We start from the raw sequence: 15,426 nt of genomic DNA on the forward strand, positions 1-15,426 counted from the left end.
CCCGTCAGACCTCTTCGACGCTGCTCGGCTCGCGCCGGGACAGGTCGATTCCGAGCTCCTCCGCCGCGCGGAAGACGTCCTCGTCGGTGTCGCGCATCTCGATGGACATGCCGTCCGAGGACAGCACCTCCACGTTGAGGCAGAGCGACTGCATTTCCTTGATGAGCACCTTGAAGGACTCGGGAATGCCCGGCTCGGGGATGTTCTCGCCCTTGACGATGGCCTCGTAGACCTTCACGCGGCCGAGGACGTCGTCGGACTTGATGGTGAGGAGCTCCTGCAGCGCGTAGGCCGCACCGTATGCCTCAAGGGCCCACACCTCCATCTCACCGAAGCGCTGACCACCGAACTGCGCCTTACCGCCCAGCGGCTGCTGGGTGATCATCGAGTACGGGCCGGTGGAGCGGGCGTGCAGCTTGTCGTCCACCAGGTGGTGCAGCTTGAGGATGTACATGTAGCCGATCGAGATCGGGTCCGGGAACGGCTCGCCGGAGCGGCCGTCGAAGAGCCGGGCCTTGCCCGAGGGCAGCACCAGACGCTTTCCGTCGCGGTTCGGGATCGTGGCCTCGAAGAGACCGGTGATCTCGTCCTCGCGGGCACCGTCGAACACCGGGGTGGCGACGTTGGTGCCGGCGGCGACCTGGTCGGCGCCGATCGCCGTGAGGCGGCGCGCCCACTCGTCGCTGAGGCCGGAGACGTCCCAGCCCTGTGCGGCGAGCCAGCCCAGGTGGATCTCCAGGACCTGTCCCGGGTTCATTCGGGACGGGACACCCAGCGGGTTGAGGATGATGTCGACCGGGGAGCCGTCCTCCAGGAACGGCATGTCCTCGATCGGCAGGATCTTGGAGATGACGCCCTTGTTGCCGTGGCGGCCGGCGAGCTTGTCACCGTCGGTGATCTTGCGCTTCTGCGCGACGTAGACGCGCACCAGCTGGTTCACACCGGGGGGAAGCTCGTCGCCCTCCTCGCGGTCGAAGACGCGCACGCCGATGACCTTGCCGGTCTCGCCGTGCGGCACCTTCAGCGAGGTGTCGCGGACCTCACGGGCCTTCTCGCCGAAGATCGCGCGCAGCAGGCGCTCCTCCGGGGTCAGCTCGGTCTCGCCCTTCGGGGTGACCTTGCCGACCAGGATGTCGCCGGCGACGACCTCGGCACCGATGCGGATGATGCCGCGCTCGTCCAGGTCCGCCAGGACCTCCTCGGAGACGTTCGGGATGTCCCGGGTGATCTCCTCGGGGCCGAGCTTGGTGTCACGGGCGTCGACCTCGTGCTCCTCGATGTGGATCGAGGAGAGGACGTCGTCCTGCACGAGGCGCTGCGACAGGATGATCGCGTCCTCGTAGTTGTGACCCTCCCACGGCATGAACGCGACGAGCAGGTTCTTGCCAAGCGCCATCTCGCCCTGCTCGGTGGACGGACCGTCCGCGAGCACCTGGCCGGCGATCACGCGGGCGCCCTCGTCGACGACGACCTTCTGGTTGAAGGACGTGCCCTGGTTCGAGCGGGAGAACTTGGCGACGCGGTAGGTGTTGTACGTGCCGTCGTCGTTGGCGACGGTGACGTAGTCCGCGGAGACCTCCTGGACCACACCGTCCTTGTCGGCCTTGATGACGTCACCGGCGTCGACCGCGCAGCGGTACTCCATGCCGGTACCGACCAGCGGGGCCTGCGCCTTCAGCAGCGGCACGGCCTGGCGCATCATGTTGGAGCCCATGAGCGCGCGGTTGGCGTCGTCGTGCTCGAGGAACGGGATCATGGCGGTCGCGACCGACACCATCTGGCGCGGCGAGACGTCCATGTAGTCCACGTCCTCACCGGGGACGTAGTCGATCTCGCCACCGCGGCGGCGCACCAGGACGCGGGACTCCGCGAAGCGGTTGTCCTCCGTCAGCGGCGCGTTCGCCTGGGCGATGACGTAGCGGTCCTCCTCGTCGGCGGTGAGGAAGTTGACCTCGTCGGTCACGACACCGGTCTCGTCGACCTTGCGGTACGGGGTCTCGACGAAGCCGAAGGCGTTGACCCGGCCGTAGGAGGCCAGCGAGCCGATCAGACCGATGTTCGGGCCTTCGGGGGTCTCGATCGGGCACATGCGTCCGTAGTGGGACGGGTGCACGTCACGGACCTCGAAGCCGGCCCGCTCACGGGACAGACCACCGGGGCCCAGCGCGGACAGACGGCGCTTGTGGGTCAGGCCCGACAGCGGGTTCGTCTGGTCCATGAACTGGGACAGCTGGCTGGTGCCGAAGAACTCCTTGATGGAGGCGACGACCGGCCGGATGTTGATCAGGGTCTGCGGCGTGATCGCCTCGACGTCCTGGGTGGTCATCCGCTCGCGGACGACGCGCTCCATACGGGCCAGACCCGTGCGGACCTGGTTCTGGATGAGCTCGCCGACGTTGCGCAGACGACGGTTGCCGAAGTGGTCGATGTCGTCGACCTCGACGACCACGGAGGAACCGTTGTCGCCGGTGGTCTCGGTCTCGCCCGCGTGCAGCTTGACCAGGTACTTGATCGCCGAGATGACGTCCTCGACGGTCAGCACGCCGGCGTCGAGCGGCGCGTCGGCACCCAGCTTCTTGTTGATCTTGTAGCGGCCGACCTTGGCCAGGTCGTAGCGCTTGGGGTTGAAGTAGAGGTTCTCCAGCAGCGTCTGCGCGGCCTCACGGGTCGGCGGCTCGCCCGGACGCAGCTTGCGGTAGATGTCGAGCAGCGCGTCGTCCTGGCCCTGGGTGTGGTCCTTCTCCAGGGTGGCGCGCATGGACTCGTACTCGCCGAACTCCTCGAGGATCTGCTCGGTGGTCCAGCCGAGCGCCTTCAGGAGGACGGTGACGGACTGCTTGCGCTTGCGGTCGATGCGGACACCGACCATGTCGCGCTTGTCGATCTCCATCTCCAGCCAGGCACCGCGGGAGGGGATGACCTTGGCGGAGTAGATGTCCTTGTCGGACGTCTTGTCGATCTGGCTGTCGAAGTAGACACCCGGCGAGCGGACCAGCTGGGACACCACGACACGCTCGGTGCCGTTGATGACGAAGGTGCCCTTGTTCGTCATGAGCGGGAAGTCGCCCATGAAGACGGTCTGGGACTTGATCTCACCGGTCTCGTTGTTGGTGAACTCGGCCGTGACGAAGAGCGGGGCCGCGTACGTGAAGTCGCGCTCCTTGCACTCGTCGATCGAGTTCTTCGGCGGTTCGAAACGGTGGTCGCGGAAGGTCAGCGACATCGACCCGGAGAAGTCCTCGATCGGCGAGATCTCCTCGAAGATCTCCTCCAGACCGGACTTGGTGGGGACGTCCTGACCACTGTCCAGGGCCGCCTCGACGCGAGCCTTCCAGGCGGCATTGCCGAGGAGCCAGTCAAAGCTCTCGGTCTGCAGCGCCAGGAGGTTCGGGACCTCGAGGGGCTCCTTGATCTTCGCGAAAGAGATGCGCAGCGGGGCGGTGCTTGCGCCGTTGTTCGAATTGGCAGTCGAGGCGTTGCGCGAGGCGGCCAAGAGGGGGTCCTTCCGAGGGCTCGGACTCACTACGCGCGTACCGGCTTCCGCCCCCGGGCGCAGACAAGGATGTCCTGGTCAGGACGGTTCCTCATGTGTGCTCAGGCTTGGGCTGGTCCCTGGTGACGGGCCAGGCGACAGCTAACAGGCAGCGCAAAGGGTCAGTGTAGCCACTTGGCACACTGATGTCCAGTGCAGAGTTTCGGAGACCGGTGCTGCACCAATCTCGTCCTCCGTAGGGGTCGCTAGGAGCCCCTTGTTGTGAGCCGTCATGCCCCTCGTTCACGCTTGCCACGCTAGGCATTCCCGCATCGCCCTCGATCCATGCCTCGGTACATGGCCGATGTGGCGACGCGTCCTGAGAATCGCGCGCTGCGTGCGGTTCGTCAAGGCCCCCGCCCCGCGGAGATCGTCACAGGGGGTGGTACGCGACGAGCGGCGACGTCAGCGGAACGACGATGATCACCTTACCCGGGGATGCCGACAGCCCGGGTGAAGGCCCACGCAAACGACCGAGGGCGGCCACCCGAAAGGGTGGCCGCCCTGCGGCTGATCAGCCCCGGGAGGGGGCGTGGATCACTTGACCTCGACAGCCGCGCCGGCGCCCTTGAGGGACTCGGCGGCCTTCTCCGCGGCCTCCTTGTTGACCTTCTCGAGGACCGGCTTCGGAGCGCCGTCCACGAGGTCCTTGGCCTCCTTCAGGCCCAGGGAGGTCAGCTCGCGCACGACCTTGATGACCTGGATCTTCTTGTCGCCGGCGCCGGTGAGGATGACGTCGAACTCGTCCTTCTCCTCGACGGCCTCGGCCGGGGCACCGGGGACACCGGCGGCGGCGACGGCGACCGGGGCGGCGGCGGTGACGTCGAACTTGTCCTCGAAGGCCTTCACGAACTCGGAGAGCTCGATGAGGGTCATCTCCTCGAACTGGGCGAGCAGGTCGTCCTGGCTGAGCTTCGCCATGATGGCGGTCCTTCCACTAATTCGGCTGGTGCCGTATGTACATTGCGGCGGGCGTACGGGCCCGCTAGAGAACAGCGGGAGTGGTTACTCCGCGTCCTCGGCGGGAGCCGGCTCGCCGGCACCGCCCTGCTCGGCCTGCTTGGCACGGAGCGCGTCCACGGTGCGGACGAGCTTCGAGGGCAGCGCCTGGAAGACCGCGGCAGCCTGCGAGGGCTTGGCCTTCATGGCGCCCGCCAGCTTGGCGAGCAGCACCTCGCGGGACTCGAGGTCCGCGAGCTTCTTGATCTCATCGGCGGACAGCGCCTTGCCGTCAAGGACACCGCCCTTGATGATGAGGTTCGGGTTGTCCTTGGCGAAGTCACGAAGACCCTTCGCCGACTCCACCGGGTCACCGGTGACGAAGGCGACAGCCGTCGGACCCGCGAACAGGTCGTCCAGCTGGCTGATCCCGGCCTCGTTGGCCGCGATCTTGGTCAGCGTGTTCTTCACCACGGCGTACGTGGCGTTCTCACCGAGCGAACGGCGCAGCGTCTTGAGCTGCGCCACGGTGAGACCGCGGTACTCGGTCAGCACAGCGGCGTTGGAGCTGCGGAACTTGTCCGTCAGCTCGGCAACCGCGGCGCCCTTCTCGGGCTTCGCCATAGAGCCTCGGCCTCCTTCCGGGTGATTCGGACCGCACGGGAAGGGGCCGGGAAAAACGAACGCCCCGGGCGCAGGCGCACGGGGCGTGACTCGACCGGGAGCGCGTGAGCGGTCCCAGGAGTACATCCACAGTCACCTGCGCGGGTCGTCCGCAGTAAACGGATCCTTCGGCCACCGCACCCCGTAAGGGCACGGCAACGACCAGCGGTCTTTGGCTTCCGTGGAAGGGTACGCGAACCGATCGGCGGCAAGCAAATCGGGCGTCGGAGGCCTCGCGTCAGCCGTTCGCGCCGGAGGGCTTCATGCTCCCCAGCATCCCGAACAGGTCCACGGTGTCCTTCGCGGGCGGCGCCTCGACGGTGGCCGCGGCACCGTAGTCGGAGTAGTCGGCGCGCACCCTCACCGTGCCCTTCGCCATCTTCATCCCGACGGCCATCCGGACCGGGTAGTGGTCGGAGTTGACCCAGAACTCGGTGTCGTAGCCCTTGATCCCCATCTTCTTCGTGGCGGCGAGCAGATCCGCCCGCTGCTTCTCGGACAGCCCGGAGGCGGACTTGCCGGCGTCCAGCATCTCCTCGAAGGTGAGCGTGCCCTTGTAGTGCTCCGCCTGGACGCCGCCGACCTTCTCCGAACCGAGGTGCTCGAGGCTCGGCGACTCCAGCAGCACGGCGAGCTGCTCCGACGGGTCCTGGTTCATGTTCTCCAGGCCGGCCGCCAGCTGCTTCTGCGTCTCCGCGTTGCCGCTCGCGGCGGCGGCCTTGAAGTCCAGCTTCATCCAGTGCTTGCCGCCCATGGTGGCGGCCTGCCCGGGGCCCAGGTCCGTGTACAGGGCGCCGTCCACCAGCTTCATGTGCACCTGGGAGGGGACCTCGGAGGCATCGCCCGTGAGGGCGGAGCCCTTGGCCACCATGTCCATCACCGCGGGGTCCCAGCCCTGGACACCGGAGAGCTGCGCGGTGCCGCTGTCCGGCATGCCGGGCGGCGTCGTGACCGTCATCCGGACCTTGGCCGACTTGGCCTCGGAGGTCTTGGTGAAGGCGGCACGGATGAACTGGACCGCCTCGCTCCGCGTCTGGAGGGCCCCTGCCTTCCCCCCGGTGCCCGCGTCCCCGCTCTGGCAGCCGGCGAGGCCCACCACGACGGCCGCGGCCGCCAGACCGGCGCTCGCGCGCTTCCCTGCGGACATGCTCATCAATTCCCACCCCTGCGTCTCGTTCCCCGGCCCAGGAGGCTTCCCCGGCGGCCGATGGCACGCTAGCGCACGGCGCCGGCACTGTCGTACGAAAAAACCGGCCCCCGCGCCTTGAGGCGCGGGGGCCGGTTCACAGCACACGACCCGGTCAGAGAGCGGCCGGGTCCTCCTCGGTGAGGAGGTTGCGGGTGCGGTTGGAGTCCAGCGGGATGCCGGGGCCCATCGTGGTGCTGATGGCGGCCTTCTTGATGTACCGGCCCTTGGCGGCGGACGGCTTCAGACGCATGATCTCGTCCAGCGCGGCGCCGTAGTTCTCGACCAGCTGCTGCTCACCGAACGACGTCTTGCCGATGATGAAGTGCAGGTTCGAGTGCTTGTCGACGCGGAACTCGATCTTGCCGCCCTTGATCTCCGTGACGGCCTTGGCGACGTCGGGGGTGACGGTGCCGGTCTTCGGGTTCGGCATCAGACCACGGGGGCCGAGGACGCGGCCGAGGCGGCCGACCTTGCCCATGAGGTCCGGGGTGGCGACGACGGCGTCGAAGTCCAGCCGGCCCTTCGCCACCTCGTCGATGAGTTCGTCGGCGCCGACGATGTCGGCGCCCGCGGCACGCGCGGCCTCGGCACGGTCACCGGTCGCGAAGACCAGGACCCGGGCGGTCTTGCCGGTGCCGTGCGGGAGGTTCACGGTGCCACGGACCATCTGGTCGGCCTTGCGCGGGTCGACGCCCAGACGGAAGGCCACCTCGACGGTGGCGTCGAACTTGGTGCTGGAGGTCTCCTTGGCGAGACGGACCGCCTCGAGGGGGGCGTACACACGCTCCCGGTCGATCTTGCTGTCCGCAGCGCGGAGAGACTTGCTGCGCTTGCTCACTGCTGCTCCTGTGTGTCCTGAGGAGTCGTGGTGCGGGCCGAGCCGGCCCTGCCACGTTCTTGCGGGTGGGGAAGAGGTGCTCGGGGGCTGTGTCAGCCCTCGACCGTGATGCCCATGGAACGCGCGGTGCCGGCGATGATCTTCTCGGCGGCGTCCAGGTCGTTCGCGTTCAGGTCGGGCAGCTTGGTCGTGGCGATCTCGCGGACCTGGTCACGCGTCAGCTTCGCGACCTTGGTCTTGTGCGGCTCGCCGGAGCCCTTGTCCACACCCGCGGCCTTGAGGATCATGCGGGAGGCCGGCGGCGTCTTGGTGATGAAGGTGAAGGAACGGTCCTCGTAGACCGTGATCTCCACCGGGATCACCCAGCCACGCTGCGACTCGGTCGCCGCGTTGTAGGCCTTGCAGAACTCCATGATGTTGACGCCGTGCTGGCCGAGCGCCGGGCCGACGGGCGGGGCCGGGTTGGCCGCACCTGCGTTGATCTGGAGCTTGATAAGCCCCGTGACCTTCTTCTTCTTGGGAGGCATTGCTCTCTCCGGGTCCTAGTGAGAGTGTTCCTGCCTGCGAGCAGGCATACCGCACCATTTTAGCGGTGTGCTGCCGAAACCCGGAAACCGGCAGGTCAGACCGCCCGCTGCGACGCCTGGCGCGCCGCGGGGGCGGCATGCGGCCGGTGGGCCCGCGAACAACCCCGACACGCGGAAGAGCCCCTGTCCAGCGGGTGAACGCTGGAAGCAGGGGCTCTGTCCGAAGACCGTACGGTCAGTTCTTCTGGATCTGGTCGAAGCTGAGCTCGACCGGGGTCTCGCGGCCGAAGATCTCCACGAGACCCTTGACCTTCTTGGAGTCCGGGTTGATCTCGTTGATCGTGGCCTGGAGCGTCGCGAAGGGGCCGTCGGTGACCGTGACCGAGTCGCCGACCTCGAAGTCCAGCACCTGGACCTCGACCTTGCGCTTCGTGACGCCGCCCTCGCCGCCCTCGGCGGCGGCGGCCTGCTCCTCGACCTCGGGAGCGAGCATCTTGGTGACCTCGTCCAGCGTCAGCGGGTACGGGTCGTAGGCGTTGCCGACGAAGCCGGTGACGCCCGGCGTGTTGCGGACGACGCCCCAGGACTCGTTCGTCAGGTCCATGCGCACCAGCACGTAGCCGGGGAGCTTGTTCTGGCGAACGGTACGGCGGTCGCCGTTCTTGATCTGGACGACCTCTTCCTGGGGCACTTCGGCCTGGTAGATGTAGTCCTCGACGTTCAGCGAGACGGCGCGCTGCTCCAGGTTGGACTTCACGCGGTTCTCGTAGCCGGCGTAGGTGTGGATGACGTACCACTCGCCGGGCAGGGCCTTCAGCTCGTCACGGAAGGCCGCCACCGGGTCCACCGGGGCCTGCTCCTCCGCGCTCTCCTCGTGCTCGCCCTCGCCGTCGGCCGCCTCGTCCACGTCCTCGTCGACGACCTGCACCGCGTCCTGCTCGGCCGGCTCGCCGGCGGCCTGGTCAGCAGCCTCGGCCTGGTCGATGTCGCCGTCGGCGGCCTCGACGATGTCGAGCGCGGTGTCGTCGCCCTCGACGGTCTCGTCGGCGTCGTACAGGTTCGGGTCAGACACGGTCGCTGCTTCTTCCTTCAAGATGTGGAACAGGCGGTCGGGCACCACGGGCGCCCTCCGCGAGGGGAATCACCCGAAGATGTACGAGACGCCCTTGTTGAGTCCCCAGTCAATCACGGTCACGAGCGCGATGATGACCACAACGAAGACAATCACCACGCTGGTGTACGTGCTGAGCTCACTGCGCGTCGGCCAGACGACCTTGCGGAGCTCCGCCACGATCTGGCGGTAGAAGAGCGCGAGGCGGGCCAGAGGGCCCTTCTTCCCGCGCTTGCCGCCGCGACGGGCCTTCTTGGAGCCGTCGTCCGCGGAACCGTCGTCAGGGCGACCGCTTTCAGGTGTTGCGGTCGAGCCCAGGGCTTCCGTCACTCGTCCTCACCTGAATCCGATTGATTGCCGATACATCGAAGAAAGCTTTGCGCCTGCGAACAGCAGGGCCGGAGGGACTCGAACCCCCAACCGCTGGTTTTGGAGACCAGTGCTCTACCAATTGAGCTACGACCCTTCGAGTGCCCCCCAACGTACCGCATCCGGCCGAGTGCACCATGTGCACAGGCTTGATCGGCTCGTGGGGGCCATCGACGGATGAGTGTACGTGTTCCTGGCCCGGGCGTCGAATGCGTTGCGTGTTCGGCGCGGTTGGGCTCGGTTCTGCCCGGAACGTGAACTCGTGTGCCCGGGCCCCCCGCGGTCTGCGACGATGCAGACATGACCGCAGCAACTGAACGACGCGTGTCGGCCCGCATCGGGTCGATCTCCGAGTCCGCGACGCTCGCCGTGGACGCCAAGGCCAAAGCGCTCAAGGCCGCCGGGCGACCGGTCATCGGCTTCGGTGCCGGCGAGCCCGACTTCCCCACGCCCGACTACATCGTCGAGGCGGCCGTGGAGGCGTGCCGCAATCCGAAGTTCCACCGCTACACCCCCGCCGGCGGGCTCCCGGAGCTGAAGGCCGCGATCGCCGCCAAGACGCTGCGCGACTCCGGCTACGAGGTCGACGCCTCCCAGGTGCTCGTCACCAACGGCGGCAAGCAGGCCATCTACGAGGCCTTCGCGGCCATCCTCGACCCGGGCGACGAGGTGATCGTCCCGGCCCCGTACTGGACGACCTACCCCGAGTCGATCCGGCTGGCCGGCGGCGTCCCGGTCGCGGTCGTGGCCGACGAGACGACCGGCTACCGGGTCTCCGTCGAGCAGCTGGAGGCCGCGCGCACCGAGAACACCAAGGTCGTGCTCTTCGTGTCGCCGTCCAACCCGACCGGCGCCGTCTACAGCGAGGCCGAGACCGAGGCGATCGGCCGCTGGGCCCACGAGCACGGCCTGTGGGTGCTGACCGACGAGATCTACGAGCACCTGGTCTACGGCGGCGCCTCCTCGGTCTCGCTGCCCGCGCTCCTGCCCGAACTGCGCGACAAGTGCATCGTGGTCAACGGCGTCGCCAAGACGTACGCCATGACCGGCTGGCGCGTCGGGTGGGTCATCGGGCCGAAGGACGTGGTCAAGGCCGCGACCAACCTGCAGTCGCACGCCACCTCGAATGTGAGCAACGTCGCACAGGCCGCCGCCCTGGCCGCCGTCTCCGGCGACCTGGAGGCCGTGGCGCGGATGCGCGAGGCCTTCGACCGGCGCCGGCAGACCATCGTGCGGATGCTCAACGAGATCCCGGGCGTGGTGTGCCCCGAGCCGGAGGGCGCGTTCTACGTGTACCCGTCGGTCAAGGGCGTGCTCGGCAAGGAGATCCGCGGCAAGCGGCCGCAGAGCTCCGTGGAGCTCGCCGAGGTCATCCTGGAGGACGCCGAGGTCGCGGTCGTCCCGGGCGAGGCCTTCGGCACCCCGGGCTATCTGCGGCTGTCGTACGCGCTCGGCGACGAGGACCTGGTCGAGGGCGTCTCCCGGATCCAGAAGCTGCTGGGCGAGGCCAAGGCCTGACTGCCCTGACCGCCCTGACTGCCTGATGCAATCGATTGCTGTCGCGGGCCCCGGCCGGTTCGGCCGGGGCCCGCGCGCGTGTACGGGCAAGCCCTCGTTCGGGGAAAGCGCTACCGGCAACCCGGGGCGGTGCGGCAGGATCTCTGAATGGCACGTGATGTTTCCCTTCTCCCCAAGGCGCACCTCCACCTGCACTTCACCGGTTCGATGCGGCCGGCGACCTTGCTGGAACTGGCCGACAAGTACGGGGTGCACCTCCCCGAGGCCCTGACCTCCGGCGAGCCGCCCAGCCTCCGCGCGACCGACGAGCGCGGCTGGTTCCGCTTCCAGCGCCTGTACGACATCGCGCGTTCGGTGCTCCGCTCCCCCGACGACATCCGGCGGCTGGTGCGGGAGGCCGCGGAGGAGGACGCCAGGGACGGTTCGGGGTGGCTGGAGATACAGGTCGACCCGACCTCGTACGCGCCCCGGCTGGGTGGGCTGATCCCGGCCATGGAGATCATCCTGGACGCGGTGGAGGGCGCCTCCCGCGACACCGGCGTGGGCATGGCGGTGGTCGTCGCCGCCAACCGCACCAAGCACCCGCTCGACGCCCGCACGCTGGCCCGGCTCGCGGTCCGCTACGCCGACCACGGCGTCGTCGGTTTCGGGCTCTCCAACGACGAACGGCGGGGCCTGGCACGGGACTTCGACCGCGCCTTCGCCATCGCCCGGGAGGGCGGCCTGCTGGCGGCCCCGCACGGGGGCGAGCTCTCGGGGGCGAGCAGCGTCCGCGACTGCCTGGACGACCTGCACGCGAGCCGGATCGGGCACGGCGTGCGGGCCGCCGAGGACCCCCGGCTCATGGCGAAGCTCGCCGAGCGCGGCGTGACCTGCGAGGTCTGCCCCGCCTCCAACGTCGCCCTCGGCGTCTACGAGGAGCCCGGGCAGGTGCCGCTGCGCACCCTCTACGACGCCGGGGTGCCGATGGCCCTGGGCGCCGACGACCCGCTGCTGTTCGGCTCGCGGCTGGCCGCCCAGTACGAACTGGCGCGGGAGGCCCACGGCTTCGGCGACGCCGAACTCGCCGAACTGGCCCGCCAGTCCGTACGCGGCTCGGCGGCGCCGCAGGGGGTGCGCAACAAGCTGCTGGCCGGCATCGACGACTGGCTCGCTCACTGATCCAGGGCGATCCCGGCCGGCACGGTCCGGGCGATGGCGGCGGCGCGGCGGCCGTGTCCGTGTCGGCGCCGGCCCCCGAAAGTCACTTCCCGCCCGCCGGGCAGTGCGGCATCGTTCCCGGCATGACACACGCACCACGCCTGGAGACGATCACCGTCGGCAACCTCGACGCGGCACTCGGCCTGCGGGTCCGGCCCGGACAGGAGCACCTGGTCGCGCCGGTCGTGAAGTCCCTCGCCGAGGCGTACGTCCGTCAGGACACCGCCTGGCCGCGGCTGATCGTCGACGGCGGCCGGGCGGTCGGTTTCGTGATGGCGTTCCTGGACATCGACTGGACCGGCGACGGCACGGGCCGGGACGTGCGGTCCGGCCTGTGGCGGCTGCTCGTGGACGCCGACGAGCAGGGCCGTGGTTACGGCCGCTTCGCCGTCGCGGAGGTCGCCACCGAGATCCGCCGCCGTGGCGGCACCCGGATGACCACCACCTGGGTGCCCGGCCCGGGCGGCCCCGAGCGGTTCTACGAGGGCCTCGGCTTCCGCCCGACCGGGGAGACCAGCGGGGACCAGGTGGTGGGCGAGCTGGAGCTCGGCGGCTGACCGGGCCCCGGCCCGCCCCGATCAGACGCTGACGCCGACCGTCACCGGCTCGTTGACCAGGGTGACGCCGAAGGCCTCGTGGACGCCGGCGACGACCTCGCGGGCGAGCGCGAGCAGGTCGGCGGTGGTGGCGGAGCCGCGGTTGGTCAGGGCGAGGGTGTGCTTGGTGGAGATGCGGGCAGGGCCCGTGCCGTAGCCCTTGGTGAAGCCCGCCTTGTCGATCAGCCAGGCCGCGGAGGTCTTGATGCGGCCGTCGCCCGAGGGGTAGGCGGGCGGTTCGGCGTCCGGGCCGAGGCGGTCGTGGACGCGGGCGAGGAAGTCGGTGTAGCCGGCCTCGGTGAGGACCGGGTTGGTGAAGAAGGAGCCCGCCGACCAGGTGTCGTGGTCCTCCGGGTCCAGCACCATGCCCTTGCCGGAGCGCAGCTTCAGCACGGTCTCGCGGGCCGTGCCCAGCGCCACCCGGTCGCCGGGGCCGACTCCCAGGGCGCGGGCCACCTCGGCGTACTTGACCGGGGCGGACATGCCGCCCGCGTCCTCCAGCTCGAAGCGGACGCGCAGCACGACATGGCGGGCGGGGTCCGCCTTGAAGCGGCTGTGGCGGTACGAGAAGGCGCAGGCGGCGTTGGAGAGGGTGACGGTCTCCCTCGCGACGCGGTCGTACGCGATCACCTCGGTGATGGTGCTCGCCACTTCCTGGCCGTACGCGCCCACGTTCTGGATCGGCGTGGCACCGGCGGAGCCCGGGATGCCGGCCAGGCACTCCACGCCCGCCAGGCCCGCCTCGACGGTGCGGGCGACGGCGTCCGTCCAGACCTCGCCCGCGGCCAGCTCCAGCCCGGTGCCGCGCAATTCGAAGCCCTGGGTGGCGATGCGCAGCGCGGTGCCCGCGAAGCCCTCGTCGCCGATGACCAGGTTGCTGCCGCCGCCGATGACCAGCAGCGGGGTCCCGGACGCGTCCGCCTCCCGGACGGCCTCGACGACCTCGGCGTCGGTGGTCGCGGTCACCAGGCGGGTGGCGGGGCCGCCGAGGCGGAAGGTGGTCAGGGGCGCGAGCGGGGCGTCGTGGAGTACGTGCACGGCATTCAGGGTACGGGGCGGGCCGCGCCGGCCCGGGGCCCGGCCGCCCCGTACCCCCGGGTGGTGGTCAGAGGGCCTCGACGATCGTCGCGTTGGCCAGGCCGCCCGCCTCGCACATGGTCTGCAGTCCGTAGCGCGCGCCGCGCGCCCGCAGGGCGTGGACGAGGGTGGTCATCAGCCGGGTGCCGCTGGCGCCAAGGGGGTGGCCCAGTGCGATGGCGCCGCCGTTGACGTTGACCTTTGCGGGGTCGGCACCGGTCTCCTGCTGCCAGGCGAGGACGACGCTGGCGAAGGCCTCGTTGACCTCGAACAGATCGATGTCCGACAGGTTCAGCCCGGCGCGGCGCAGCACGCGCTCCGTGGCCGGGATGACACCGGTCAGCATCAGCAGCGGGTCGGAACCGGTGACGGCGAAGCTGTGCAGCCGGGCGAGCGGGCGCAGGCCGAGGCGTTCGGCGGTCTCGCCGCTCATGATCAGGACGGCGGAGGCGCCGTCGTTGATCGGGCTGCTGTTGCCGGCGGTGACCGACCAGTCGATCTGCGGGAAGCGCTCGGCGTAGCCGGGGTGGGCGAAGGCGGGGCGCAGCCCGGCCAGGACCTCCGGGGTGGTGGTGGGGCGGACCGACTCGTCGGCGGTCAGTCCGGCGAGCGGGGCGACCTCCGCGTCGAAGGCGCCCGTCGCCCAGGCGGCGGCCGCCTTGCGGTGCGACTCGGTGGCGAAGACGTCCATGGCCTCGCGGCTGAGCGAGTGCTTGGCCGCGATCAGTTCGGCGCTGATGCCCTGCGGGACGAGTCCTCCGGGGAAGCGCTCGGCGATGCCGGGCCCGAACGGGTCGGAGCCGGGGAGCACGTTGGACCCCATGGGCACCCGGCTCATCGATTCCACTCCGCAGGCCACGACGATGTCGTACGCGCCCGCGATGACGCCCTGCGCGGCGAAGTGCACGGCCTGCTGCGAGGACCCGCACTGGCGGTCGACGGTGGTGGCCGGGACGGAGTCGGGGAAGCCGGCGGACAGCCACGCCCAGCGGGTGGTGTTCATCGCCTGCTCGCCGACCTGGCCGACGGTGCCGCCGACGACGTCGTCGACGAGCACGGGGTCGATGCCGCTGCGGGTGACGAGCTCCGCGAGCGTGTGGGCGAGCAGTTCCACCGGGTGCGTATCGGCGAGCGCCCCGCCGGGCTTGCCCTTGCCGATGGGGGTGCGGACGGCTTCGACGATGACGGCGTCGCGCATGAGGGTCGCCTCCTGGGGTGAGGGTGGGGGTTCGGGGGGTTGATTTGAATATCCAACTAACTCCCTACTCCAGAGTAGGACCAGTCGATTTGAATTCACAACCTGCCATGTGAGACTGGACCGGTGAGCCCGACCACACCCCGCCCCGCCCTTCCCGGTCGCCCCTGCTCCGCCGCCGCCGCGCTCCAGGTCGTCGGAGAGAAGTGGGCCCTGCTCGCGATGCGCGAGATCCTCTACGGCAACCACCGCTTCGACGCCATCGCCCGCAACACCGGCGCCCCCCGCGACCGGCTCACGGCACGGCTGCGCGCGCTGGAGGAGGCCGGAGTCATCGAGCGCCGCGCGTACAGCGAGCGCCCGCCGCGGTACGAGTACCACCCCACCGCCGCCGGCCGGGACCTCGCCGAGGTCCTGCGCGCCCTGGTCCGGTGGGGCGACACATGGATCCTCGACGAGCCGCCGGTCGCCTTCCACCACCACGACCACCCCTTCGACCCCGTCGAGACATGCCGCACCTGCGGCGAGACGGTGGGCGAGGGCAGCCTCTCGCTCAGCCTCAACACCCCGGGCTGGGACCACAGCGGCCCCGTCGGCTGAGCGCCCCCAGGCACGCCGGGAAGCGCCGGTGCGGCCCCACCCGCGACGGGGTGGGGCCGCACCGGCGCGGGC

Annotated in this window: 14 protein-coding genes and 1 tRNA gene; 4 read left to right on the forward strand and 11 right to left on the reverse strand. The window is 69.8% G+C overall.

Features of this window, described 5'->3' with window-relative positions; genetic code table 11:
• Positions 1-4: 4 nt before the first annotated feature.
• The 9 genes from rpoB to ABZ883_RS06725 all read right to left on the reverse strand — a co-directional run bounded on the left by rpoB (position 5) and on the right by ABZ883_RS06725 (position 9,265).
• A complete protein-coding gene (rpoB, locus tag ABZ883_RS06685) occupies positions 5-3,493 on the reverse strand; it encodes a DNA-directed RNA polymerase subunit beta (RefSeq protein WP_360902534.1) in 3,489 nt (1,162 codons plus the stop codon).
• Positions 3,494-4,069: 576 nt separating this feature from the next.
• Positions 4,070-4,453 (reverse strand): 50S ribosomal protein L7/L12, encoded by a 384-nt coding sequence (rplL, locus tag ABZ883_RS06690; protein WP_360902537.1) that lies wholly within the window; start codon positions 4,451-4,453, stop codon positions 4,070-4,072.
• Between the two features lie 84 nt (positions 4,454-4,537).
• Positions 4,538-5,095 carry a 50S ribosomal protein L10 gene (gene rplJ, locus ABZ883_RS06695; protein WP_360902540.1) on the reverse strand — a complete coding sequence of 186 codons (558 nt, stop codon included), beginning with the start codon at positions 5,093-5,095 and terminating at the stop codon, positions 4,538-4,540.
• 277 nt (positions 5,096-5,372) lie between these two features.
• Positions 5,373-6,287: a hypothetical protein gene (locus ABZ883_RS06700; RefSeq protein WP_360902543.1), complete on the reverse strand. Its 915-nt coding sequence runs from the start codon at positions 6,285-6,287 to the stop codon at positions 5,373-5,375.
• A 148-nt stretch (positions 6,288-6,435) separates the two neighbouring features.
• Positions 6,436-7,161 carry a 50S ribosomal protein L1 gene (rplA, locus tag ABZ883_RS06705; protein ID WP_360902546.1) on the reverse strand — a complete coding sequence of 242 codons (726 nt, stop codon included), beginning with the start codon at positions 7,159-7,161 and terminating at the stop codon, positions 6,436-6,438.
• Positions 7,162-7,253: 92 nt separating this feature from the next.
• A complete protein-coding gene (rplK, locus tag ABZ883_RS06710) occupies positions 7,254-7,688 on the reverse strand; it encodes a 50S ribosomal protein L11 (RefSeq protein WP_360902549.1) in 435 nt (144 codons plus the stop codon).
• Positions 7,689-7,923: 235 nt separating this feature from the next.
• Positions 7,924-8,760: a transcription termination/antitermination protein NusG gene (gene nusG, locus ABZ883_RS06715; RefSeq protein WP_360902552.1), complete on the reverse strand. Its 837-nt coding sequence runs from the start codon at positions 8,758-8,760 to the stop codon at positions 7,924-7,926.
• 69 nt (positions 8,761-8,829) lie between these two features.
• Positions 8,830-9,129, reverse strand: coding sequence for a preprotein translocase subunit SecE (secE, locus tag ABZ883_RS06720; RefSeq protein WP_319658468.1), 300 nt, complete (start codon positions 9,127-9,129; stop codon positions 8,830-8,832).
• A gap of 63 nt (positions 9,130-9,192) precedes the next feature.
• Positions 9,193-9,265 (reverse strand) — tRNA-Trp (locus ABZ883_RS06725).
• A gap of 203 nt (positions 9,266-9,468) precedes the next feature.
• On the opposite strand from ABZ883_RS06725, the gene ABZ883_RS06730 reads away from it, so the two are divergent.
• The 3 genes from ABZ883_RS06730 to ABZ883_RS06740 all read left to right on the forward strand — a co-directional run bounded on the left by ABZ883_RS06730 (position 9,469) and on the right by ABZ883_RS06740 (position 12,443).
• Entirely contained in the window at positions 9,469-10,686 is a 1,218-nt protein-coding gene (locus tag ABZ883_RS06730) for a pyridoxal phosphate-dependent aminotransferase (RefSeq protein ID WP_360902556.1), read from the forward strand.
• Between the two features lie 147 nt (positions 10,687-10,833).
• A complete protein-coding gene (locus ABZ883_RS06735) occupies positions 10,834-11,847 on the forward strand; it encodes an adenosine deaminase (RefSeq protein ID WP_360902559.1) in 1,014 nt (337 codons plus the stop codon).
• A gap of 122 nt (positions 11,848-11,969) precedes the next feature.
• Positions 11,970-12,443, forward strand: a complete 474-nt coding sequence (locus ABZ883_RS06740; protein ID WP_360902562.1) for a GNAT family N-acetyltransferase — start codon at positions 11,970-11,972, stop codon at positions 12,441-12,443.
• Positions 12,444-12,464: 21 nt separating this feature from the next.
• Here ABZ883_RS06740 and ABZ883_RS06745 read toward each other — a convergent pair whose 3' ends face one another.
• The gene (locus ABZ883_RS06745; RefSeq protein WP_360902565.1) at positions 12,465-13,520 is read right to left on the reverse strand and encodes a UDP-N-acetylmuramate dehydrogenase; all 1,056 of its coding nucleotides are present in this window, start codon (positions 13,518-13,520) and stop codon (positions 12,465-12,467) included.
• Positions 13,521-13,587: 67 nt separating this feature from the next.
• Positions 13,588-14,757 carry a thiolase family protein gene (locus ABZ883_RS06750; protein ID WP_360902568.1) on the reverse strand — a complete coding sequence of 390 codons (1,170 nt, stop codon included), beginning with the start codon at positions 14,755-14,757 and terminating at the stop codon, positions 13,588-13,590.
• 123 nt (positions 14,758-14,880) lie between these two features.
• Between ABZ883_RS06750 and ABZ883_RS06755 the strand changes: the two genes are divergently transcribed.
• Positions 14,881-15,354 (forward strand): helix-turn-helix domain-containing protein, encoded by a 474-nt coding sequence (locus tag ABZ883_RS06755; RefSeq protein WP_360902571.1) that lies wholly within the window; start codon positions 14,881-14,883, stop codon positions 15,352-15,354.
• The last annotated feature ends 72 nt before the right edge of the window (positions 15,355-15,426 follow it).

Source organism: Streptomyces sp. NPDC046977 (genome assembly GCF_040644455.1).
Lineage (GTDB): Bacteria > Actinomycetota > Actinomycetes > Streptomycetales > Streptomycetaceae > Actinacidiphila.

What these genes read in the sequence shown, in the direction of transcription:
- rplL (WP_360902537.1), bottom strand. Translation starts at nt 4,453, where the DNA reads ATGGCGAAGCTCAGCCAGGACGACCTGCTCGCCCAGTTCGAGGAGATG.
- ABZ883_RS06750 (WP_360902568.1), bottom strand. Translation starts at nt 14,757, where the DNA reads ATGCGCGACGCCGTCATCGTCGAAGCCGTCCGCACCCCCATCGGCAAG.
- ABZ883_RS06735 (WP_360902559.1), top strand. Translation starts at nt 10,834, where the DNA reads ATGGCACGTGATGTTTCCCTTCTCCCCAAGGCGCACCTCCACCTGCAC.
- rplK (WP_360902549.1), bottom strand. Translation starts at nt 7,688, where the DNA reads ATGCCTCCCAAGAAGAAGAAGGTCACGGGGCTTATCAAGCTCCAGATC.
- ABZ883_RS06740 (WP_360902562.1), top strand. Translation starts at nt 11,970, where the DNA reads ATGACACACGCACCACGCCTGGAGACGATCACCGTCGGCAACCTCGAC.
- ABZ883_RS06730 (WP_360902556.1), top strand. Translation starts at nt 9,469, where the DNA reads ATGACCGCAGCAACTGAACGACGCGTGTCGGCCCGCATCGGGTCGATC.
- ABZ883_RS06700 (WP_360902543.1), bottom strand. Translation starts at nt 6,287, where the DNA reads ATGAGCATGTCCGCAGGGAAGCGCGCGAGCGCCGGTCTGGCGGCCGCG.
- rplJ (WP_360902540.1), bottom strand. Translation starts at nt 5,095, where the DNA reads ATGGCGAAGCCCGAGAAGGGCGCCGCGGTTGCCGAGCTGACGGACAAG.